This window comes from Aestuariimicrobium kwangyangense DSM 21549, assembly GCF_000421525.1.
GTDB lineage: Bacteria > Actinomycetota > Actinomycetes > Propionibacteriales > Propionibacteriaceae > Aestuariimicrobium > Aestuariimicrobium kwangyangense.
This window is the reverse complement of sequence record NZ_ATXE01000001.1, coordinates 461,505-483,113: the sequence shown is the minus strand read 5'-3', so window position 1 is coordinate 483,113 and position 21,609 is coordinate 461,505. Positions and strand designations below refer to the sequence as shown.

Below are 21,609 nucleotides of genomic sequence, written 5' to 3'. Positions count from 1 at the left end.
GAGCGAATCGAGGTGGACGGGGTCAGGCGACGTGCCGGCTGGGCGACGCGTCGCGCCTGGGGCTGAGGTCAGCCCCCCCCGTACAGAGCAGGCGGGCGACGGCGTCGCGTACCGCCACCGACCGTCGAGGGTCCCCGCCACCGTGGACGGCGACCTGCACCCTCCCCGTCGGGGTGTCCGCCGAGGTGCGGGCCGCCACGGCGGCCGACCCCAGCACGGCTCGGGAGGCGACGATGCAGAACTTCTGCAGGTCGTCGGCGTCGTCGGCCACCGCGAGGTCGACGTCGAGGTTGCCGGTGGCCGCGTGCACCAGCCAGGCACCGTCGAGGTCACCGGGGCCGCGGTACTCGCGCTCGACCCACCGGACGAGCCCCTGCCCGACGAGGGCCGACAGGTCGTCGTCCAGTTCGGGAGAGATCACAAGCACGCGTGCACCGTCGGCCAGGAAGGTGCGGGCGCGGCGGGCAGCCACGGGTCCGCCCCCGACCAGGGTCACCCGACGGCCCGACAGGTCGAGCCAGAGCGGTGCGAGCGCCTCGTCCCCCGGTGTGCCCATCAGATGATCCAGTCCTGGGAGGCCTGGCTGCGGGCCTCGAGGTCCCTCTCGGCCGATTCGGCGGAGTCGGGGTCGCGGGCCTCACGGATCATGCCGGCCGCCAGCGTCGAACCGTCGCTGGGGTCGATCAGCAGGAAGGCCCCGGTGCGCCGTGACGTGCTGTAGGGCTCGGCCACGATCGGGTTCGCCAACCGCAGCCGGACTCGTCCGAGGTCGTTGAGTCCGAGGGTCTCGGCCGGCTGCGCGACCAGGCTGTGCAGGTCGAGCACCCCCGAGATGTCGTCGACGATCACCTGGGTGGTGCGGGTCAGGTGCTTGAGAAGCAGCCTGGCCCGGGGACGCAGGGGACGCTCCGACAGCCAGCACACGGTGGCGTCGAGGTCGCGGGCGTTCACGGGCTGCTGGTCACCGCCGACGATGACGTCGCCGCGCGCGATGTCGATGTCATCGGCGAGTTCGACCGCCACCGACAGGGGCGCGCTGGCTCGGCTCACCTCACGGTCGCCGATGGTGATACCGGTGACGGTGGAGCGCAACCCCGAGGGCAGCACGGTGATGGGGTCGCCGACAGTGATGGTGCCCTGCACGACCGGGCCGGCGTAGCCGCGGTACTCGACGAAACGGGGATCACGGGCTGCCTGCTGGGGACGAAGAACCGTCTGCACGGGCAACCGCACCTGCCGGTCGGCGGCCAGTTCCTCGGCCTCGATCGGCAACTGCTCGAGCAGGTGCAACAGCGAGGGACCCTCGTACCAGGGAGTGCGGTTCGACTCGTCCACGACATTGTCACCAGCCAGTGCCGACACCGGGATGGTGTGCACGTCGACGACACCCAACTGGTCGGCCAGCTGGCGCACCGAGGCATCGACCGCCGCGTACTTGTCGGCGTCGTAGTCGACCAGGTCGATCTTGTTGACGGCGACGATCACGTGCGGCACCCGCAGCAGGGCTGCGACGGCGAGGTGCCGGCGGGTCTGCTCGACCACGCCGTGGCGCACGTCGGCCAGCAGTACGACCACGTCAGCCGTCGACGAACCGGTGACGGTGTTGCGGGTGTACTGCACGTGCCCGGGGCAGTCGGCCAGCACGAAGGAGCGCTGGGCGGTCGCGAAGTAGCGGTAGGCCACGTCGATGGTGATGCCTTGTTCACGCTCGGCCCGCAGACCGTCGGTGAGCAGGGCGAGGTCGGCGGCGGTCAGGCCACGGTCACGGCTGGCCCGCTCCACGGCCTCCAACTGGTCGGCCATCACCGACTTCGAGTCGTGCAGCAGCCGGCCAACGAGCGTGGACTTGCCGTCGTCGACACTGCCTGCAGTGGCCAGGCGGAGCAGGGTTGAGGTGCTCATCAGAAGTACCCCTCCTTCTTGCGGTCTTCCATGGCAGCCTCGGTGATCCGGTCGTCGGCGCGCGTGGCGCCCCGCTCGGAGACGGTGCTGAGGGCGGTTTCTCGGACGATGTCGTCGACGGCGGCGGCGTCGGACACGACGGCCCCCGTGCACGACATGTCGCCGACGGTGCGGTAGCGGACGGTGCGGGTCTCGACGGTCTCGTTGGCGCGCACCGTGTTGTGCTCGCCGACGGCCAGCCACATGCCGTCGCGCTGGAAGACCTCGCGCTCGTGGGCGAAGTAGAGGCTGGGCAGGTCGATCTGCTCGCGCTCGATGTAGCGCCAGATGTCGAGCTCGGTCCAGTTCGACAGGGGGAACACGCGTACGTGCTCACCCGGACGATGCCGGGGGTTGAACAGGCTCCACAGTTCGGGGCGCTGACCGCGGGGATCCCACTGACCGAACTCGTTGCGCAGGCTGACGATGCGCTCCTTGGCGCGGGCCTTCTCCTCGTCGCGGCGGGCGCCACCGAAGACACCGTCGAAGCGGTGCTCGGCGATGGCGTCGAGCAGCGGCAGGGTCTGCAGCGGGTTGCGGGTGCCGTCGGCGCGCTCGCTGAGCCGTCCGTCGTCGAGGTAGTCCTGCACCCGGGCGACCTCGAGCCGCAGACCGTACCTGCCGACCTGCCTGTCGCGGTACTCGAGCACCTCGGGGAAGTTGTGCCCGGTGTCGACGTGCAGCAGGGTGAGCGGTGGCTTGGCCGGGTAGTAGGCCTTGAGTGCCACGTGAAGCAGCACGGCGGAGTCCTTGCCGCCCGAGAACAGGATCACGGGACGCTCGAGCTCGGCCACGACCTCGCGGATCACCAGCATCGCCTCGGCCTCGAGCAGGTCGAGGTTGTCGACGACGCGGTGTTCGTCGGCGATGGGCAGCACGTCGAGTGGGTCGACGGGGCCGTCGGCCAGGGTCTTCTCAGTCACAGTCATCGTGCCCTCTCAGAGGTGGATGCCACATTCGGTCTTGGACAGTCCGGCCCAGCGGCCCGAGCGGGGGTCCTCGCCGGGGGCGACCCGACGAGTGCAGGGGGCGCAACCGATGGAGGGGTAGCCCTCGGCCAGCAGCGGGTTGACGGGCACCTGGTGTGCCTCGGCGTAGTCGATGACGTCGTCGAAGCTCCAGTGGGCCAGCGGGTTGATCTTCACCAGTCCGTGCCGCTCGTCGAAGGTCACCAACTCGGTGGTGGCGCGAGTGGGGGCCTCGTCCCTGCGGACCCCGGTGAACCACGCCTCGTAGCCCTTCAACTCCCGGGCCAGCGGTTCGACCTTGCGCAGCTGGCAGCACAGGCCCGGGTCGCGATCGTGCAGCTTGGCCCCGTACTCGGCGTCCTGTTCGGCGACGGTCTGCAAGGGCAGCACATCGACGACGTTCACGGGCATCGCGAGCGGCAGTTCAGCGCGCAGACCCCGGGTCTCGGGGAAGTGGTAGCCCGTGTCGAGGAAGAGCGTGTCGACCTGGGGGATCCGTGAGCTCACCAGGTGGGCGAGCACCGTGTCGGCGGCCATCGAGCAGGCCACCGCGACGCGGTGACCGAACGCCTCGGCGGCCCAGGCGATGACCTCGGTCGCACCCTGCAGGGCATCGGCGGGTGGTGCGGCGAAGCGTCGGTTCCCGGCGTCGGCGAGAGTGCGCAGTTCGTCCGAGGTGCGCTGGCGCTCACGCGGAACGGTGCGCAGGGCCGCGAACATGCCCTCGTGCTCGAACGCGTGGGGTTGCGCCCACAACGGTGCGGTGGTGTCGGCGGGAACATGGTGCAGGGTGCGGTCCCGTGGGGTCGCCGGATGGGTGGCGGTGCGGAATGGGCTGAGGGTCATACCAGTGCCTCGTCCTCGGCTCGATGGACCCAGGCGGCGAAGGTCTCGCCGTCGGTGCGCTCGCCGTGCCACCGCCGCACGACCCGCTCGACGTAGTCGGTGAGGTTGTCGGCGGTCACCTTGAGGCCGCGCACGGTGCGACCCAGTCCCGCCTCCGGACGACCGTGGGTGGCCAGGCCTCCGCCCAGGTGCACCTGGAAGCCGGGGACCTGTTCGCCGTCGTCGCCCAGGACGAGTTGCCCCTTGAGGCCGATGTCGGCGGTCTGGATGCGGGCGCAGGAGTTGGGGCAGCCGTTCAGGTGCAGGGTCAGCGGATCGGTCAGTTCGAGATCGGCCAGGCGATCGTCCAACTCGCGGATCGCGGCGGTCGCCGTGTCCTTGGTGTCGACGATGGCGAGCTTGCAGAACTCGATGCCCGTGCAGGCCATGGTGCCGCGGCGGAAAGCGCTGGGTCGGGTCTGCAACCCGAGGGCATCGAGCCCGGCGACAGCCGCGTCGAGGTGGTCGGGAGCGACGTCGAGCAGCAGCACCTTCTGGTGGGGGGTGAACCTCGCCCGGTCGGAGCCGACGCTGGTCATCAGGTCGGCCAGACCCTGCAGGGTGTCGGCACCCATGCGACCCACCACCGGGGCGGCCCCGATGTAGTGGTTGCCGTCCTTCTGGGCGTGCACACCGATGTGGTCGGAGGCGGACCCGTCGGGGCGGGCCTCGGGGCCGTCGGGCAGCGCCCGGCCCAGGTACTCCTGCTCCAGCACCTGACGGAACTTCTCGGTACCCCAGTCGTTGAGCAGGAACTTCAGTCGGGCCTTGTTGCGCAGCCGGCGGTAGCCGTAGTCACGGAAGATGCGGGTGACCCCGTACCAGACCTCGGCCGCCTCCTCGGGTCGGACGAACGCACCGAGCCGCTCGGCCAACCTGGGCGCCGTCGACAGTGCACCGCCGACCCACAGGTCGTAGCCGATGCCCAGTTCGGGGTGCTCGACCGCCACCAGGGAGATGTCGTTGATCTCGTGGACGACGTCGTGGCTCGGATGCCCCGTGATGGCCGACTTGAACTTGCGAGGCAGGTTCGCCAGTTCCGGGTCGCCGATGTAGCGGTGGAGGATCTCGTCGATCACCGGGGTGGGGTCGATCAGTTCGTCGACCGCGACGCCGGCCACGGGGGAACCGAGGATGACGCGGGGGCAGTCACCGCAGGCCTCGACGGTGCGCATGCCCGCGGCCTCGAGCTTGTCCCAGATGGTGGGGACGTCCTCGATGGAGATCCAGTGGTACTGCAGGTTCTGGCGGTCGCTGATGTCCCCGGTGCCGCGTGCGTGGTCGCGCGAGATGTCGGCGAGGGTCTGCACCTGCTGCTGGGTGAGGGCGCCGCCGTCGAGGCGCACCCGCATCATGAAGAACTTGTCCTCCAACTCGTGCGCCTCGAGTTGGGCGGTCCGGCCCCCGTCGATACCGGGCTTGCGCTGGGTGTACAGGCCCCACCAGCGGAAGCGGCCGTGCAGGTCGTCCCCGTCGATGGAGTCGAAGCCGTCCCTTGCGTAAGTCGAGATGATGCGGTCGCGCACCTCGAGCACATCGGACTCCGCCTTGAAGACCTCGTTCGCATTCAGGGGCTCACGACCGCTGACGAGCCACTGGCCGTTGTTGGTGCCGGCGCGCGGGCCACGGGTGCGGGCGCCCGTGTGCTCGGCTGGAGCCGTCTGGGGCGCGGAGGGGGCTTGGGTCATAAGCACATGTTATTGATGTCATACGGAAGACGAATAGTGAGCGACCGCATCGTGGGACGAGCTGCCACCGACTAGGTGGAACGAGGACGACTTCCAGCGTCGGCGGACTGTGTGCGTGCCTGGCGCATGTGGCGGGGGTCCCTCGCTCGGGTCCGCGGCGGGTGCCGGGCGCCCCGAACCAGATGCCCGCGTTCCGAGCCAGCTGCCCTCGTCCGGCGCAGTTGCCCTCGTTCCAGGGCAGGGCAAGCGGTCCCAACGGGGGCAAACTGGGCGGGATGAGGGCACCTGGCGGCGAACCGGGACGGAGGGCACCACCAAGGGGGCGGAACCGAAGTAGTGGCGGGCGCCCAGAGTAGGCAAGTGCGCAGAGCAGGCAGGCGCGCAGAGCAGGCAAGTGCGCAGAGTGACGGGCGCGTCAGACGCGCAGGCTCCGGCGAGAGGGACCCGGGGAAGGGGACGAACAGCGTGGACTGGGACAGCAGGTTGCGCCACGACCACGACCGCGGCCCCGAATGCGGCTGTGCGGGCCATCCTGATGCAACCTGCTGCATCACAACCTGAGGTGCCGCACCAACTGCGCTCCTCCGGCGCCGCCGTCGCCCGAGGATCGGGTCACAGAATGGACCACAACGCCGCCCGCACCCCCCCTCACCTCGACCGGGCCGGAGGTGTCGGTCCTGGTCCCGCCGACCTCCACCGTCCCCCAACCCGGAAGAGTGACCAGCCCGGCCCCGACCGGGCCCACTAGCATCGGGACCATGACGATCCATCTGGTGGGCAGTGGTGCACAGGTCGAGGGGCTCGACGGGGTGTGGGACTCCTTCGTCGCCGAGGCCAAGCGACGCTCGGGCGGCGATGGGACTCGTCCGATCGTGGTCTGCCTGCTGGAACTCCCCGAGGACGGTGGGCTGTCGCCCGAGTGGACCGCTGGCTACACCGACCCGATCCTGGCCCGCTGGCCAGAGGCGCCGATCGAACTGGTGACCCTTCGCCCGACCGAGGCCTTCCTGGCAGACCCGACGTTCGGGTCGTCCACACCCAGCCCCGACGACGCCACCCCCGACCAAGCCACCCCCGCCCAGGACGCCACCGAACCGTCGTCCACCCCTGAACCGGTCACCGAACCCCCAGCCCCGACCCTGCCCGATCTCTCGCAGGCCGCCGGTCTGGTGGTGGGGGGCGGCTGGACGCCGGGATATCTGCACTGCCTGCTCCCGCACCGCGACCAGATCGCCCGGGCTGTGCGTCGCGACCTGCCCTATCTCGGCTTCTCCGCGGGGGCCTCGATCGCCGCTCGGCACGCGCTGGTGGGCGGACAGTTCGCCGACGGCATCCGGGTTCAGCAGGAGTTCGCGGCCGAGGACCTGCGCGAGTTGACCGTGGTCGACGGCCTCGCCCTGGTGAGCGCGCTCGTGCAGGTGCACACCGATGAGTGGTCGAACGAGGGCATCGTCATCTCGGCGATCGAGCGAAACCTCGCGGGCCACGCGGTTGCCATCGACGAGGGCACCGCCTTGGTGGTCGAGCCGGCGTCGGGACGCACCACCCGACTCGGACGAGGTCGCCTGCGCTGGTTCTCGAAGGAGAGCCACGGCGTTCTCGTCCACACCGAGGAACCAGTGCGAACGAGCGACGAGGGCTGACGCCCCGGGTCCGGTGCCACGATCGATCCTCGACATGGCAAGGTAGCCTCATGCAGATTCTGGTGGTGGACGACGACCAAGCCGTGCGCGACTCGCTGGCGCGATCGCTGCAGTACTCCGGCTACGAGGTCGCCACCGCCCAGGACGGTCTGGAGGCGATGGCCAAGCTGTCGGCCGTGCGTCCCGACGCGGTCGTGATGGACGTCATGATGCCTCGACTCGACGGACTCGAGACCACCCGCATGCTGCGCGGCGGCGGCAACGACGTGCCGATCCTGATCCTCACCGCCCGTGACGCCGTCGGCGACCGGGTGGACGGGCTCGACGCGGGCGCCGACGACTACATGGTCAAGCCCTTCGCCCTCGATGAACTGCTCGCCCGGCTGCGCGCGCTCACCCGGCGCAGTCGTCCCGAACCGGAGCAGAACTCCGAGACGCTCAGCTTCGAGGACCTGCACCTCGACCCCCAGACCCGCGAGGTGACCCGCAACGGTCGCCGGATCAGCCTCACCCGCACCGAGTTCGCCCTGCTCCACGTGTTCATGGAGCACCCGCGGCGCGTGCTCGAGCGCGGCTGGCTGTTGAACGAGGTGTGGGGGTTCGACTTCCCCACCACGGCCAACTCGCTGGAGGTCTACATCGGCTACCTGCGCCGCAAGACCGAGGGTGAGGGTGAGTCGCGCCTGATCCACACCGTGCGTGGGATCGGCTACGTGCTGCGCGAAACCCCCCCGTGATCGACTGGTTGACCCGACGACTGACCCCTTCGTGGTCGTCCCCGGAGCCGGCCCCGCTGGGCCGGCGGATGGTGTCGATGCTGGTGGTCGGGCTGGTGGTGGCCGTGCTGCTCGTGGGAGGCGCAGCTTGGGCCAGTACCCGCTGGTCGCTGTACCACCAGCTCGACAACGAACTGGTGGCCATGAGTGGTCAGTTCTCCGCGCCCATCCAGGGTGACCTCGAGAACATGGGTGGACTCTCTGCGGAGGCTCTTGCCCCCACCCAGACCAGCCTCGTGCTGGTGCGCGCCGACGGCCAGGTGACCGGACTGCCGGGAGCCGAGACGGTGCTCACCCCGGGTCCGGACGAGCTGACCGTGGCCCGCACCCAACACGCCAGCCCCGCGCATACCCAACTCCTGCGGGGGCAACGGTTGCGGGTGCTCGCCACACCGCTGGTGATCGACGGTCAGTCCTATGCCCTGGTGGTCGCGCAACCCCTGGCCCCCACCGACGAGACCCTGAGCCGGTTGACCGTGGTGCTGGTGCTCGTGGGCGCCGCCGGCGTGGTAGGGCTCGGCCTGCTGGGCTGGGCGCTGGGACGATCGGCGGTGAAGCCCCTGCGCCAGTTGGCCAACGCCGTGGCCAGGATCACCGAGACCGACGACCTTCGTCCGGTGCAGATCGCGCAGTCGGACGACCTGGGCAATCTGACGGAATCGTTCAACACCATGCTCAACTCGCTCGCCAGTTCCCGCGAGCGCCAGAAGAGGTTGATCGCCGACGCCGGGCACGAGCTGCGCACCCCGCTCACCTCGATGCGCACCAACGTCGAACTCCTCATCGCCGACGACAAGACCGGCATGCTGCCACCGGGGGCCAGGGCCGAGATCCTGCACGACGTGGCCGGGTCGCTGGGCGAGTTCACCTCGCTGGTCGGCGACCTGGTGCAGTTGAGCCGTGACGACCGGGTGGCGATCTCGCGCGAGCCCATCGACTTCGCCGAGGTGGTGCGTTCGGCCATCGTCCGGGCTCGACGTCGGGGGCCGGGGCTCGTCTTCGACGTGGAACTCAACCCCCTCTACCTGCTCGGGGAGTCGGACAACCTGGAGCGAGCCGTCACCAACCTGCTCGACAACGCGGTGAAGTTCTCCCCGCCGGGGGGCACCATCCGGGTCCACCTCGAGGGCGACCGGTTGCGCATCTCCGACCAGGGCCCGGGCATCGCCGAGGAAGACCTCCCCCATGTCTTCGACCGCTTCTTCCGCTCCGACCGCGCGCGCAACACCCCGGGCACCGGGCTGGGCCTGTCGATCGTCGCACACACCGTCGAGGCCCACGGCGGCACGGTCCGCGCGGGGCACTCGGCCGAGGGTGGTGCCGAGTTCACCGTGATCCTGCCCGGTAGCCAGCGCCCTCTCGACGAGCCCTGAGGCCTTCCCCCACTGCTTAGCGCACCCCCCGAATCGTCCAATACTACGCGTCGTAGTATCTAGTTGACGGCGCTTTCGACGCCGCCCCACCAGCCCAGCGCAGGAAAGCTGTCACCGATGAAGGTCACGCGGCCCAGAGTCACTCCCCAACCATCCAGCCCGTCCAGATTCCTGGGTCGCCGCGCTCGCGGCGCCATGGTCGCGATCGGGTTGACCGCACTGCTGGCCGGGTGCTCCGGCCCGTCAGGGACGCGGGTGGGGGGTGAGGCCAGTCTGCAGTTGCCCGACCTGGGCAGCGTCGAATTCCTGGGTCTGCCCGGCAACCTGCTGCTGGGGCTCGGCCTGATCGTGTGCGCCCTCGGCCTCGGCTTCGGGCTGCTCACCTACCGTCAGCTCAAGGCGATGCCCGCCCACTCCTCCATGCGGGAGATCTCGGAACTGATCTACACCACCTGCAAGGCCTACCTGCGCAAGCAGGGCCAGTTCCTGTTGATGCTGTGGGCCTTCATCGCGGCCATCATCATCGGCTACTACCTGTGGCTCGGTTTCGGTGTCGGCCGCACCGCCGTGGTGATCGCCTTCTCGCTGATCGGCATGGCTGGCTCCTACGGTGTCGCCTGGTACGGCATCCGGGTCAACACCCTGGCCAACTCGCGCACCGCCCATGCCTCTCTCAGCGGCAAGGCCCTTCCGGTCCACGACATCCCGCTGCGCTCGGGCATGAGCATCGGCATGGTGCTGATCTCGGTCGAGCTGGCCATGATGCTGATCATCCTCGTCTTCCTGCCCGGTGAGATCGCCGGCGCCTGCTTCATCGGGTTCGCGATCGGTGAGTCCCTGGGCGCGTCGGCCCTGCGCATCGCCGGCGGCATCTTCACCAAGATCGCCGACATCGGTGCCGACCTCATGAAGATCGCCTTCGGCATCAAGGAGGACGACGCCCGCAACCCCGGCGTCATCGCCGACTGCACCGGCGACAACGCCGGCGACTCGGTCGGTCCCTCGGCCGACGGGTTCGAGACCTACGGTGTCACCGGCGTGGCCCTGATCACCTTCATCCTGCTGGGCGTGCACCAGCAGCAGTTGCAGGTGCAGCTGCTCGTCTGGTTGTTCGTCATCCGCGCCGTGATGATGGTGGCCTCAGCCGCGTCGTACTACCTCAATGCCGCCATCACGAACGCCCGCTGGTCCGATGCCGTGACCATGGACTTCGAGAAGCCGCTCACCAGTCTGGTGTGGCTCACCTCGGTGGTCTGCCTCGCCGCCACCTTCGGCACCTCGTGGCTGCTGATCAGTGGCCTCGGGGACGGACTGTGGTGGAAGTTGTCGCTGATCGTCTCCTGCGGGACGCTTGCCGGTGCGCTCATCCCCGAGCTGGTCAAGGTGTTCACGTCGGTCAAGTCCCGGCACGTCCGCGAGGTGGTGGTCTCGTCCAGCAAGGGCGGGGCATCGCTGAACGTGCTGTCGGGCCTGGTCGCCGGCAACTTCTCGGCCTACTGGATCGGGGGCGCCATCACCGCGCTGATGGCGGTCGCGTACTGGATGTCGACCACCGGGCTGGGGCAATTCATGACCGCACCTGCCGTGTTCGCGTTCGGCTTGGTCGCCTTCGGCTTCCTCGGCATGGGACCGGTGACGATCGCCGTCGACAGCTACGGACCGGTCACCGACAACGCCCAGTCGGTCTTCGAACTGTCGACCATCGAGCAGTTGGGGGTCGAGGACGAACTGGAGGCGGAGTTCGGTCGCCGTCCCGACTTCGAGCAGGCCAAGTTGCTGCTGGAGGCCAATGACGGTGCCGGCAACACGTTCAAGGCCACCGCCAAGCCGGTGTTGATCGGCACCGCGGTGGTGGGCGCGACCACCATGATCTTCTCGATCATGATGGGTCTCACCGACGGTCTGACCCATGACGTGGCCAACCTGTCGCTGCTGCACGCCCCCTTCCTGCTCGGCCTGCTGATGGGTGGCGCCGTCATCTACTGGTTCACGGGCGCCTCGATCCAGGCCGTCACCACCGGTGCCTACCGAGCGGTGGAGTTCATCAGCGCCACGATCGACCTCAAGGGTGACAACACCCGCGCCAGTGCCGAGGACTCGTCGAAGGTCGTCGAGATCTGCACCAGGTACGCCCAGCGAGGGATGTTCAACATCTTCCTCGGTGTCTTCTTCGCCACCTTGGCCTTCGCCTTCGTCGACCCGTACTTCTTCATCGGTTACCTGATCTCGTTGGCGATGTTCGGTCTCTACCAGGCGATCTTCATGGCCAACGCCGGCGGCGCCTGGGACAACGCCAAGAAGCTCGTCGAGGTCGACCTCGGTCGCAAGGGAACTGCCCTGCACGAGGCCACCATCGTCGGCGACACGGTGGGTGACCCCTACAAGGACACCTCGTCGGTGGCGCTCAACCCGGTGATCAAGTTCACGACCCTGTTCGGACTGCTGGCCGTCGAACTGGCCGTGCTGCTGCGCCACGACTTCGGTGGCGTGTTGACCGGTGTCCTTGCTGCCGTCTTCCTGCTCGCCTCGCTGGTCTTCGTCCGCCGCTCCTTCTACTCGATGCGCATCGGGGAAGAACTGGAGGACCTCAAAGTAGAACCGGCCGTCGACGTGGCCGAAGCCTCCTGACCCGCGCAGACAGCGCCACCTCCCCCAGCTGAGCCGGGACCCCTCACCAGGGTCCCGGCTCAGGTGCGTCCCGGCCGCCGGATCACCAGGAGCGCGTCGGAAGATGGGTCGGCAGGCTGCGCCGTGGACCCCGGCGCTCGGCACGAGGTGCCCTCGCCAGCAACAGTTCAACTCGGTAGCGGTGGCCACGAAACGGCACCAGAAGGACTGTCGCGTGCCTCGAGTCGCCCGGTTCGAGGGACGACCGGGTACCGGTCAGCGCGTGACTGATGGCCCCGGGCACGTGGTAGTCGTCCACACTCCAGGCATCGGGATCACCGACGGCGGCCTGCCGAACCCTGGCGGCCGTCCACGGACCTATCCCTGGCAGTGACTGCAGCGCGACCGCCAGCGCCTCGCCGGCAGCCACGGCGTCGTCGTACCCCTGACGGTCGAGGATCCGTTGCAGCGCGGGCACCCGAGCCAGCGCTGCGACCAGGGTGCGCGCGCGTCGGGGGTCGACCCCGGCCAGTACGAACGCCCAACTCGGGATGGCGACCCACTGTTCGGCCGACGGTGGGCACACCATGCCCGCCGCGGGATGGCCCTGGTCCACCCACGTGACCGCCGTCCCGTACTGGCGGATCAGGGTGCGCAGGGCAGCAAAGGCCTCGGCGCCGGTGACCTTCTGCTCGATCACCGTGGGCGCGAGTGACTCGGCGACCAACTCGCTGCGGCCGATGGGCTGCAGGTGTGCCCGCGCGAGGGGGCCGACGACCGGGTGGGTGCGCAGGGGATGGTCCTCCGCGATCACGTCCAGGCGGTCGTCGGAGCCCAGCAGCCGTGGCGCCGAGGCCAGCGCCCAGCCGGCGCCGGGGCCCCAGGCCCGCACGTCGACGTCCTCACCCCGCGCGGTGAACTCCGTGAGAGCCGGCCCCTCGGGAGTGGTCGAGGCACGCCACCAGGTTCCGTGACGGTGCCGATGCGTGGGGTCCCCGTGGCCTCGCTGGTGTCGCGCGAGGTTCGAGTCGAGGCAGGGCGCGAGCCCCGGAACCACCCGCCCGACGGGGCCCTTGCGCTGCATGGGGTCACTGTAGTGTGGCGCCATCGACGGGCACCGCCCTCGACCACGCGGACGACCGAGGGCCGCATCGACCGCGACGAAGGGGGTGCGGGTGTCACACCACCACCACGGCTCGACCGAGGTCGACCTCACGCCGACGCAGCGGGAGCACCGCCGCTCGGCCTTGGCCTGGCTGGTCGGTGCCCTGATCCCACTGGCGGTGGCGACCCTGATCGGCCTGGTCGCGCTGTGGCCCGACGACGTCACCAAGCACATCGACACGACCGGCATCGAGCAGGTCGTCCCCGGGGCGACAACCCAGGTGGGCACGATCACCGCCACCCAGAGCGTCGGCTGCAACGGTCAGGCGGGTGCCGTGCCCGGCGCCGACTCGGAGTGTGTCGCCATCGACGTCCGCATCGACGACGGCCCCGACCGTGGCACCAGCCAGTCGTTCACCCTCACGAATGCGCATCTGCGCTCGGGGGTCAGCGTCGGCGACAAGGTCTCGGTCTATCGCATCCCGCTGGCGGGGACGAGCCCCACCGAGGTCATCTACTCCTTCCGTGACTTCGAGCGCACGATCCCCCTGACGGTGTTCGCGGTGGCGTTCGCCGTTGCCGTGGTGGCCGTGGCGAGGCTTCGAGGACTGCTCGCGATCGTCGGACTCGGGTTCGCCTTCTTCATGATTGCCCGGTTCATGCTGCCCGCCCTGATCGAGGGCAAGGACCCGGTGCTGGTGGGCGTGGTGGGCAGCGCGGCGATCATGTTCGTGGTGCTCTACTTCGCCCACGGCTTCACCCTTCGCACCACGACGGCCCTGGTCGGCACGCTGTTCGGGCTGCTGTTGACGGCCGTCCTGGGCGCGGTGGGCGTGCGCTGGGCCCACCTGACGGGCATCGGCGGCGAGGACGACTTCAGTCTCTCGGCGGCCTCCCCCGACCTGAAGCTGACCTCGGTGGTGATCTGCGCGGTGATCGTGGCGGCCATGGGGGCGCTCAACGACGTGACCATCACCCAGGCGTCTGCCGTCTGGGAGTTGGCCGACACCGTCACCGACCGGCGCAGGCTGTTCTCCAGCGCCATGCGCATCGGTCGGGACCACATCGCATCGACGGTCTACACCATCGCCTTCGCGGCGGCGGGGGCGGCGCTCCCGGTGCTGCTGCTGTTGTCGGTGCTGCAGAGGCCCGTCGGTGAGGCCCTCACCTCGGAGGTGTTCGCGGCCGAGGTGTTGCGCACCACGATCGCCTCGATCGGGCTGGTGCTGGCCGTGCCCGTCACCACTGCGGTCGGTGTTGCCGCCATCGGGCTGGGTCGACACCGGGCCCCATTCACGGCCACCGATCCGGCAACCGACGACCATGCCCCGCACCAGCCGCCGTTGGAGGTCCCGGAGCGCCGGCCCGTGGACGATGCCCCGGCACTCGACCAGCCGGTACCCCTGGACGAGCCGATGCCGGCCCGGCCCGGCCCGCTGCAGGGCGACCCGGCGGGGGCCCGATCGGTGGACGAGTCGCCCCCCTCGGCGGCCCAGGAGTTCAATGACGACCGGGCCTACCGCCGTCCCACTCCGTGACATGCCCACCAGACCCAGCCACTCCGCACCCACGACAGGAGCGCCATGTACGGCAGCGTGATCTCGACCCAGCGACTCGGCGGTGACCTGTGGCGGGTCGTGCTCGGCGGTGAGGGATTGTCCGAGTTCGTGCCCAGCGAGTTCGCGGACTCCTACGTCAACTGTTCCTTCATCCCGGAGGGAGCACCGTACGGGGTGCCCTTCGAGACCGATCAGGTGAAGGACCTGCCGCGGGAGCAGCGCCCCTTCCCGAGGCGGATCACGGTCAGGCACTGGGACGAGGACTCCCGTCAGCTCACCCTCGACTTCGTCGCCCACGGAGACGTCGGTCACGCCGGGGTCTGGGCCAGGACCGCCGCTGCGGGTGACCTGCTGCAGTTGAAGGGCCCCGGGGGCGAGTACACGCCCCACCCCGAGGCGGATGCCTACCTCTTCGTCGGTGACGAGTCCGCCCTGCCCGCGATCTCCGTCGCCTGCGAGCGGGTGCCGGCCGGTCGTCCGGTCACGGTGGTGGCCGAGGTCGACTCGGCCGACGGCGAACTCGACCTCAGCTCACCCGGCGACCTGACCATCGTCTGGGTGCACCGTGCAGGGGTGGACGACCCCGACAGACTGCTGGCGAACGCGATCGCGTCCCTACCTCACCAGCAGGGCAGGGTCAGCGCGTTCGTGCACGGTGAGGCCATGGAGACCAGGCTGGCCCGGCGGGTGGTCCTTCGACAAGGACGGGTCGACCGCGAACTGCTGTCGTGCTCCCCGTACTGGCGACGTGGCCTGGACGACGAGCAGTGGCGCTCGGTGAAGAAGGACTTCGTCAGGCAGTCCCAGGCCGAGATCTGATCCCAGGCCCAGATCTCACCCAGGCCCAGATCTGACCCCAGACCCAGATCTCAGCGAGGTGCAGATCTCGCGATGTCACCGACGAGGTCGAGGATGGGTCGGCGCAGCCGGTGGACACGTTCGATCATCAACACCGTCAGCAGCGCGTTGGCCTCGTCCTGTTCAGGCAGGAACCACGCGAGGAAGTCCTCCTCGATGCCGATCATCAGCTCGACCGTGCGTGCGACTTCCAGGTCGGTGATGGGGCTGACGGCGTGATAGCCGCGCACCATCGACTCGAGCAGCGGCAACCACTCGTCCTCGCGTCCCGCCTCGAACAATCGGGCCATCACCGACAGTGACCCGTACAGCGGGTCGACCCAGCGGGGTCCGAGTTCGAGGTGGTCGAAGTCGATGTAGCCGCTGACCTGCTCGCCAACGAACAGGACGTTGCCCGCGTGGAAGTCACGATGGATGATCTGCAGCGGCAGGCCCTCGGTGCCACGACGTCGGCGGCGCACGTGCAGACCACGGGCGATCGCCTCGGTGATGTCGATGTCGGCCATCGCGGCGTGGAGACTGGCGGCGGCCCCACCGACCAACCGGACCCGATCATCGGTGCCCGGCAGGGTGTAGTCGTGCCACGCATGCCCGTCGATCTCGCTGTAGACCAGGATCGCGTCATTGCCGTGCATCTGGTGCTTGGCACCCGTGACACTGGGCAACAGCTGGGTGACGGGCACTCCGCGGGCCGTGAGCTCATCGAGGATCCACACCTCCGCGCCCACGCTCTGGCGCGGCCGCTTCTTGACGTGCACAGCGCCGTGCTCGGTGAGCATCCGCAGCCCGCCGCCGTTGACCTCGGTCAGGGTGATGTGCGCCAACTGGGGCCAGTGCTGGGTCAACCAGCCATGATCGGGCCAGCCCTCGAGGATCACGTCGTCCATCGCGCCAGCGTAGTGGTCACGACAGTTCCCCCTGAGCACGCCGGCCGAGGCACACTGGACGCATGGCAGACCTGACCGTGACCCAGCAGCCCGACTCCTCCCGCTTCGAGGCGCATCTCGACGGTGAACTCGCAGGGTTCATCGACTACGAGGCCGCGGGAGACGTACTCGACCTCACCCACACCGAGGTGTTCCCCCAGTTCGGTGGCCAGGGCGTCGGGGCCAAGCTCGTCCGCGGTGCCCTCGACCAGATCCGGCAAGCCGAGCAGACGGTCATTCCGACCTGCCCGTTCATCGCCTCCTACATCGACAAGCACGACGACTACGCCGACCTGCTGGCCGCCTGACCAGCTGGGGCGCACCCCTCGGTGAGAGTTGTCCACAGGGGTTGTCCACAGTGTGGAAAACCACAAGCGTGTAATTACGCCGTGGTCGTCCCGGGGTTGGGTCGACGTGCCACCAGCCGTACCACCCGCGCGGCTAGGGTGAACCCGTGACCGCCCCCGACATCCGCTTCTGCCGTCTGTGCGGAACACCCATGCAGCAGCAGGTACCGCCGATGGAGGACCGGCCGCGACCGGTCTGCCCGGCGTGTGGATACATCGACTACGTCAACCCGATCAATGTCGTCGGCACGGTGCCGACCTGGGACGACGGACGAAGCGTGCTGCTGTGTCGCCGCAACATCGAGCCTCGCAAGTACTTCTGGACGCTGCCCGGTGGCTTCCTGGAACTGGGCGAGACGATCGCGGCGGGGGCCGAGCGCGAGACCCGCGAGGAGGCTGGTGCCCGGGTCACGATGCACGGGCTGTACACAGCCATCGACGTGCTCCGCGCCGGGCAGGTGCACCTCTTCTTCCGGGCGAGCCTTGCCGACCTGGACCTGTCACCCGGCATCGAGACGATCGAGAACAGGCTGTTCGACGTCGCCGACATACCGTGGGAGAAGTTGGCCTTCCGCACGGTGCGGCTGACCCTGCGCCACTGGGTGGACGATCTGGAGCGCGGCGAGTTCCCGCTGCACCAGGAGTCGATCAGCTGAGGTCGGGACTCATCCCTCGTCCGATTGCTGCAGCATCGCCCGCCATCGCCGTTCGAGGTCGGGGGGATCGACGGCAGGACCGTCCTCCACGTGCGTGTCGAGCTGCTCGCGCCAGGCCCTGATGCCCCACCAGTCACCCACCAACCAGGCGGGGACGCTCAACCCCACCGCCACGGTGAGGGGCGGGAAGAGCACGACCGGCAGGCAGACCACCAGCACGAGCGGGGTCAGCCAGGCACGCACGGGGCGTTGCTTCATCACCATCGCGGCCAGTTGCAGCACCTCGGTGCGCGTGGCCGTCACCGGTCTCGCCGAGGCGGCCAGCGTGTAGGCGGCCAGGAGCACGGTCAGTGCCCAGACCACCGGTGCCAGTACACCGATCACCAGGACGCGGGTGCTCGAGTCGACCTGCGCCGCGGCCCAGAGATTGGCCAGTGAGCCCCAGGTCACGATCCACAGCAACAGCGAGACGGGGAGGTCGCGCCGCCACGTGCTCGCCACCTGCCTCCACACGGTGGTCCAGGCGTCGTCCGCGTGCCGGTTGAGCGAGGTGACGACCCGGGTGACACCGGCCAGACCAGGCACCGACAGGAGCACGCTCACGACGGCGATGATTCCCGCCCAGTTGGAAGCCAGGAACGCGGTGGGCCTCCGTAGGAAGCCCATGAACCGCTGGGTGCGGTCGGGGCCGGTGCGGGGGGTGGGTGAACGTTTCGCCATGGGTCGAGTGTGGCCGATCAGTGCCCGATGACCGAACCGCCCGGGTGATCGGACACCCGGGCCGTCGGCTTCCTGGGGGGCAGCGTCACTTGATGCCCGAGTTCACGAACCCGTTCACGAAGTAGCGCTGGAAGATCAGGAACAGCACGATCATCGGCACAGCAGCCATGGTGGTCGCCGCCATCAGCAGTTCCCACTCGGTCACCGACTCCTGCCTGAAGACCGACAGACCCAACTGGATCACCCGCAGGTTCTCACTCGAGGTCACCAGCAGGGGCCACAGGAAGTTGTTCCAGCCGGCCTCGAAGGCCAGCAGGCCCACGGTGAGCAGCCCCGGCTTGATCAGCGGAGTCATGATCTGCAGCCAGATGCGGGGTTCCGACAGTCCGTCGAGACGGGCCGCCTCGATCAGTTCCGAGGGCGTGGTCACGTAGAACTGGCGCAGCAGGAAGATCGAGAAGGTCGACACCATGCCGGGCACCAGCAGACCCCACCAGGAGTCGATCCAGCCCTGACCCCCCTGACCCAGGATGTTGTTGCCGCCGAACAGGGGCATGAAGCGCACCATCAGGAAGGCGGGGATCACGGTCGCATAGAACGGGATCATCATCGTCGCCAGGAACCAGGCGAAGATGAACGGGGCCGCCTTGAACCTCAGTTTGGCCAGCGCGTACCCGGCGGCACTGCCCAGCACCAGCGTCGACACCACGTTGAAGGCGCCGATGATGAAGCTGTTGCGGGCATAGATCCCGAACGGGGCGGCCCGAAGCGCTCGTCCGAAGTTCTCGAAGTGCCACTCCTGTGGGATGAAGGGTGGCCGCTCCATACCGATCTCGGCGGGTGAGCGGACGGCGGTGAAGAACATCCACACGAACGGCAGCACCATGCCGAGCGACACGATCAGCAGGACGATCCACAGGATGGTGCGCCTGAGCCGTCGGCGCTTGCGTTGTGAGACCCCCTTGACGGTGTGGGAGACCTCAGCCGGTCTGATCTCCTCGATGGTGTCGTCAGTGACGTCACCGGGGATGTGCAGGTCAGTCGCCATCGGTACCACCCACCACCTTGCGTGAGATCAGGGTGATCACGATCAGCACCAGCAACAGCACCACCGACTGGGCGGTCGCGTAGCCCATGCGGAACTGCTGGAAGGCAGCCACATAGATCTGGTAGGTGATCACCGTGGTGGCATTGGCAGGGCCACCGTTGGTCAGGTTGAAGATCAGGTCGAAGGTCTGGAAGTTGCCGATGATCGAGGTGACCAGCACGAAGAAGGTCGCCGGACGAAGCATCGGCACCGTGATGTGGACGAACTTCTTGATGGTCGAGGCCCCGTCGACGTCGGCGGCCTCGTAGAGCTCCTGGGACACCCCTTGGAGGGCAGCCAGGTAGATCAGCATCTTCAGGCCGATTCCCTGCCAGATGGTGACGATGATCACGGCTGGCAACGCCAGGTTGGAGTTGGTGAGCCACGACTGCGGGGTGATGCCCACGAAGCCCAGCATCACGTTCCCCAGACCGCCGGCGTTGGGGGCGTAGATCCACAACCAGATCATGGCGATGGCAACCGTCGCGGTGACGTGGGGCATGAAGATCATGGTGCGGAACCATGACTGCCCCTTCAGACCCTGGTTGAGGGCGACGGCCAGCACCAGCGCGATGAACATCGAGATGGGCACGCCGATGGCCACCATGATCAGGTTGTGCCACAGCGCCCGCCAGAAGACGTCGTCGCCCATGATCTCGGAGTAGTTGACGCCACCGTTGAACACCGGCGGGTTGACCACGTCGAAGTCGGTGAAGCTCAGCACGATGGCGGCGATCACCGGGCCGCCGACCCACAACAGGGTGTGCACGAACGCCGGGAGCGTGAGCAGCCAGCCCCACAGCTTCTCGGAGCGCTGCGACGACCGTCTGCGGGGGCTGGTGGCCCCCGCAGGCGCCGCGGTGACCGTAGCGGTCACTTCACGCGGCCGATCGCGTCCTCGGCCAACTTCTTGAGTTCGGCGATCGTGTCACTCACCGACTTCTTGCCGAGGATCGCGGCCTCCATGACCGGGTCCATCTTCCCTCGGATCTCCATCCACGCCGGGGTGCCACCATCGGTCACCGAGTACTTGAGGTTCTCCGACGAGAAGGCGGCCAACTTGTTGGCGTCCAGCTCGGGATCCGGGGGCAGCTTGCGGGCGGGCACCTTGCCGGTGAAACGCACCTGCTCGGTGAGGCCGTAGTCGCTCATCATGTACTCGATGACCGCGATGGCGGCTTCGGGGTTCTTGGAGCGGGTCGAGAGGGCCGCGAGGGTGCCGCCCTGGTAGATGACCTTCTTGTCGGCCGAGGTGCCGGGGCACAGCATGATGCCCAGGTTCTCGTCCTTGAGCAGGTCGGGCGCCTGCTTGGCGAAGGTGGGCCAGACACCCGACGACTGCCAGCCGATCATCGCCTTGCCGGTCTGGTACGCCCCGGGCTGACCGGTGGCCACACGCTGGTTGAAGTCCGACAGGCCTTCCTTCTGCAGGTCGACGAGCCACTGCAGCGCCTTGACCCCGGGCTCCTGGTCGAAGGTGATGCTCATGCCGTCGGGAGCGAACTGGGTGCCACCGAAGGCGAAGATCATCTGTCCCCAGGCCTGACGAAGGCTCGACGCCAACATGTCGAGCGGGGTCTTGCCGGTCTTGGCCTTGATCTCCTTCAGCAGGCTGGTGAACTGGTCGACGGTCTCGACGTTCATGGCGTCCTCGCCGATGCCCGCCTTGCCCAGCAGGTCCTTGCGGTAGATGAACGGACGAGACTCCAGGTGCATCGGCACCGAGTAGAGCTTGCCGTTGTACGAGGCGTTCTCGAGCAGGTTGGGCACGACGTCGTCGGCGCCGATGGCCGACTTGTCGATCTCGGCCACGATCTTCTTGTGGGCGAACGGCTGCGTCCACCCCATGCCGAACATGATCACGTCGGACGGGCTGCCGCCGGCGATCTGCGTCGAGAGCTTCTCGTTGAGCTTGTCCCAGGGGGTGTAGTCGACCTGGAACTTCACGCCGGGGTGCTTGTCGGTGAAGCCCTTGAGCACCTTGCCCTCGAGCGCGGCCTTGCCCTCAGCACCGGCGAACTCCGGGGTCAACAGGTTGATCGTGCCCTTGAGCTCGGCGCTGGAGTTGGCCTTCGCGGGGGTTTTCGAGCCGCTTGTGGTCGAGGTGGTGCCACAGGCGGATGCGGCCAGTCCGAGACCGGCGGCGCCGGCGGCGCCGAGCAGCTGACGACGGTTGAGCATGTTTCCTCCTTCGGCCGCGAACGGCCGGTTTCATCGACGTTGACGAAGGTGGACTGTCCACCGGTGGGGTAGGTCCGTTTCCGGCACTCTACGCGCAGGGAAAGCGCTTGCCCAGTGCCGTGATCCAATCGTGTCCACTCGACCACCTCCTCGTGGTTGCCAAGACTTGCCTTGCTCGGACCAGCCCGGTGGCGGCGCATCCCTTCCCTCGGCGGGGCGCGAGGAGCGGGCGGGACGACGGGCGGGAAGGTGCGCAGGGATGAGCGATGACCAGGTCCGGCTCATCGGCC

Annotated in this window: 19 protein-coding genes; 8 read left to right on the top strand and 11 right to left on the bottom strand. The window is 68.4% G+C overall.

The features are described from left to right. Positions 1-22: 22 nt before the first annotated feature. From H507_RS0102225 to H507_RS0102205, 5 genes are all read right to left on the bottom strand, one after another. Entirely contained in the window at positions 23-556 is a 534-nt protein-coding gene (locus H507_RS0102225) for a precorrin-2 dehydrogenase/sirohydrochlorin ferrochelatase family protein (RefSeq protein ID WP_022909101.1), read from the bottom strand. Next, complete coding sequence (locus H507_RS14120) at positions 556-1,902, bottom strand: sulfate adenylyltransferase subunit 1 (RefSeq protein WP_022909100.1); 1,347 nt, start codon at positions 1,900-1,902, stop codon at positions 556-558. Before H507_RS14120 ends, H507_RS0102225 begins: the two co-directional genes overlap by 1 nt. After that, positions 1,902-2,756, bottom strand: coding sequence for a sulfate adenylyltransferase subunit CysD (gene cysD / locus H507_RS0102215; RefSeq protein WP_245558831.1), 855 nt, complete (start codon positions 2,754-2,756; stop codon positions 1,902-1,904). The genes H507_RS14120 and cysD overlap by 1 nt, the downstream gene beginning before the upstream one ends. A 123-nt stretch (positions 2,757-2,879) precedes the next feature. After that, on the bottom strand, positions 2,880-3,755 hold the full coding sequence (locus H507_RS0102210) for a phosphoadenylyl-sulfate reductase (RefSeq protein WP_022909098.1): 876 nt from the start codon (positions 3,753-3,755) through the stop codon (positions 2,880-2,882). Beyond that, on the bottom strand, positions 3,752-5,482 hold the full coding sequence (locus tag H507_RS0102205) for a nitrite/sulfite reductase (protein ID WP_022909097.1): 1,731 nt from the start codon (positions 5,480-5,482) through the stop codon (positions 3,752-3,754). Before H507_RS0102205 ends, H507_RS0102210 begins: the two co-directional genes overlap by 4 nt. A 758-nt stretch (positions 5,483-6,240) precedes the next feature. Here H507_RS0102205 and H507_RS17110 point away from each other — a divergent pair. The 4 genes from H507_RS17110 to H507_RS14110 all read left to right on the top strand — a co-directional run bounded on the left by H507_RS17110 (position 6,241) and on the right by H507_RS14110 (position 11,902). Beyond that, positions 6,241-7,125 (top strand): Type 1 glutamine amidotransferase-like domain-containing protein, encoded by an 885-nt coding sequence (locus H507_RS17110; RefSeq protein WP_022909095.1) that lies wholly within the window; start codon positions 6,241-6,243, stop codon positions 7,123-7,125. 50 nt (positions 7,126-7,175) lie between these two features. Continuing rightward, a complete protein-coding gene (locus tag H507_RS0102190) occupies positions 7,176-7,862 on the top strand; it encodes a response regulator transcription factor (protein ID WP_022909094.1) in 687 nt (228 codons plus the stop codon). Between the two features lie 68 nt (positions 7,863-7,930). Next, a complete protein-coding gene (locus H507_RS0102185) occupies positions 7,931-9,274 on the top strand; it encodes a sensor histidine kinase (protein WP_040437623.1) in 1,344 nt (447 codons plus the stop codon). A 117-nt stretch (positions 9,275-9,391) separates the two neighbouring features. Next, positions 9,392-11,902, top strand: a complete 2,511-nt coding sequence (locus H507_RS14110; RefSeq protein WP_051139606.1) for a sodium-translocating pyrophosphatase — start codon at positions 9,392-9,394, stop codon at positions 11,900-11,902. Positions 11,903-11,984: 82 nt separating this feature from the next. Here H507_RS14110 and H507_RS0102175 read toward each other — a convergent pair whose 3' ends face one another. Next, entirely contained in the window at positions 11,985-12,965 is a 981-nt protein-coding gene (locus H507_RS0102175) for a DNA-3-methyladenine glycosylase family protein (protein WP_022909091.1), read from the bottom strand. A gap of 91 nt (positions 12,966-13,056) precedes the next feature. Here H507_RS0102175 and H507_RS14105 point away from each other — a divergent pair, with 91 nt between their 5' ends. Both H507_RS14105 and H507_RS0102165 read left to right on the top strand, forming a co-directional pair. Next, entirely contained in the window at positions 13,057-14,523 is a 1,467-nt protein-coding gene (locus tag H507_RS14105) for a YibE/F family protein (RefSeq protein ID WP_051139605.1), read from the top strand. A gap of 45 nt (positions 14,524-14,568) precedes the next feature. After that, entirely contained in the window at positions 14,569-15,363 is a 795-nt protein-coding gene (locus H507_RS0102165) for a siderophore-interacting protein (RefSeq protein ID WP_022909089.1), read from the top strand. A 50-nt stretch (positions 15,364-15,413) separates the two neighbouring features. Here the strand turns inward: H507_RS0102165 and H507_RS0102160 are convergent, their stop codons facing one another. Next, positions 15,414-16,289, bottom strand: a complete 876-nt coding sequence (locus H507_RS0102160) for a phosphotransferase enzyme family protein (RefSeq protein WP_022909088.1) — start codon at positions 16,287-16,289, stop codon at positions 15,414-15,416. A gap of 62 nt (positions 16,290-16,351) precedes the next feature. On the opposite strand from H507_RS0102160, the gene H507_RS0102155 reads away from it, so the two are divergent. After that, positions 16,352-16,636, top strand: a complete 285-nt coding sequence (locus H507_RS0102155) for a GNAT family N-acetyltransferase (RefSeq protein ID WP_022909087.1) — start codon at positions 16,352-16,354, stop codon at positions 16,634-16,636. Between the two features lie 146 nt (positions 16,637-16,782). Beyond that, a complete protein-coding gene (locus H507_RS0102150; protein WP_022909086.1) occupies positions 16,783-17,331 on the top strand; it encodes an NUDIX hydrolase in 549 nt (182 codons plus the stop codon). Between the two features lie 9 nt (positions 17,332-17,340). Here the strand turns inward: H507_RS0102150 and H507_RS0102145 are convergent, their stop codons facing one another. From H507_RS0102145 to H507_RS0102130, 4 genes are all read right to left on the bottom strand, one after another. Beyond that, entirely contained in the window at positions 17,341-18,051 is a 711-nt protein-coding gene (locus tag H507_RS0102145) for a hypothetical protein (protein ID WP_022909085.1), read from the bottom strand. An 85-nt stretch (positions 18,052-18,136) separates the two neighbouring features. After that, positions 18,137-19,099, bottom strand: coding sequence for a carbohydrate ABC transporter permease (locus H507_RS0102140; RefSeq protein ID WP_022909084.1), 963 nt, complete (start codon positions 19,097-19,099; stop codon positions 18,137-18,139). Further along, positions 19,089-20,015, bottom strand: coding sequence for a carbohydrate ABC transporter permease (locus H507_RS0102135; protein ID WP_022909083.1), 927 nt, complete (start codon positions 20,013-20,015; stop codon positions 19,089-19,091). Before H507_RS0102135 ends, H507_RS0102140 begins: the two co-directional genes overlap by 11 nt. Next, positions 20,012-21,319: an extracellular solute-binding protein gene (locus tag H507_RS0102130; RefSeq protein WP_022909082.1), complete on the bottom strand. Its 1,308-nt coding sequence runs from the start codon at positions 21,317-21,319 to the stop codon at positions 20,012-20,014. The genes H507_RS0102135 and H507_RS0102130 overlap by 4 nt, the downstream gene beginning before the upstream one ends. Between the last annotated feature and the right edge of the window lie 290 nt (positions 21,320-21,609).

Coding starts and splice junctions, on each gene's coding strand:
- cysD (WP_245558831.1), bottom strand. CDS start 2,756: ATGCTGGTGATCCGCGAGGTCGTGGCCGAGCTCGAGCGTCCCGTGATC.
- H507_RS0102160 (WP_022909088.1), bottom strand. CDS start 16,289: ATGGACGACGTGATCCTCGAGGGCTGGCCCGATCATGGCTGGTTGACC.
- H507_RS0102165 (WP_022909089.1), top strand. CDS start 14,569: ATGTACGGCAGCGTGATCTCGACCCAGCGACTCGGCGGTGACCTGTGG.
- H507_RS0102210 (WP_022909098.1), bottom strand. CDS start 3,755: ATGACCCTCAGCCCATTCCGCACCGCCACCCATCCGGCGACCCCACGG.
- H507_RS14120 (WP_022909100.1), bottom strand. CDS start 1,902: ATGAGCACCTCAACCCTGCTCCGCCTGGCCACTGCAGGCAGTGTCGAC.
- H507_RS17110 (WP_022909095.1), top strand. CDS start 6,241: ATGACGATCCATCTGGTGGGCAGTGGTGCACAGGTCGAGGGGCTCGAC.
- H507_RS0102155 (WP_022909087.1), top strand. CDS start 16,352: ATGGCAGACCTGACCGTGACCCAGCAGCCCGACTCCTCCCGCTTCGAG.
- H507_RS0102145 (WP_022909085.1), bottom strand. CDS start 18,051: ATGGCGAAACGTTCACCCACCCCCCGCACCGGCCCCGACCGCACCCAG.
- H507_RS0102140 (WP_022909084.1), bottom strand. CDS start 19,099: ATGGCGACTGACCTGCACATCCCCGGTGACGTCACTGACGACACCATC.
- H507_RS0102175 (WP_022909091.1), bottom strand. CDS start 12,965: ATGCAGCGCAAGGGCCCCGTCGGGCGGGTGGTTCCGGGGCTCGCGCCC.
- H507_RS14110 (WP_051139606.1), top strand. CDS start 9,392: ATGAAGGTCACGCGGCCCAGAGTCACTCCCCAACCATCCAGCCCGTCC.
- H507_RS0102130 (WP_022909082.1), bottom strand. CDS start 21,319: ATGCTCAACCGTCGTCAGCTGCTCGGCGCCGCCGGCGCCGCCGGTCTC.
- H507_RS0102225 (WP_022909101.1), bottom strand. CDS start 556: ATGGGCACACCGGGGGACGAGGCGCTCGCACCGCTCTGGCTCGACCTG.
- H507_RS0102185 (WP_040437623.1), top strand. CDS start 7,931: ATGGTGTCGATGCTGGTGGTCGGGCTGGTGGTGGCCGTGCTGCTCGTG.
- H507_RS0102190 (WP_022909094.1), top strand. CDS start 7,176: ATGCAGATTCTGGTGGTGGACGACGACCAAGCCGTGCGCGACTCGCTG.
- H507_RS0102205 (WP_022909097.1), bottom strand. CDS start 5,482: ATGACCCAAGCCCCCTCCGCGCCCCAGACGGCTCCAGCCGAGCACACG.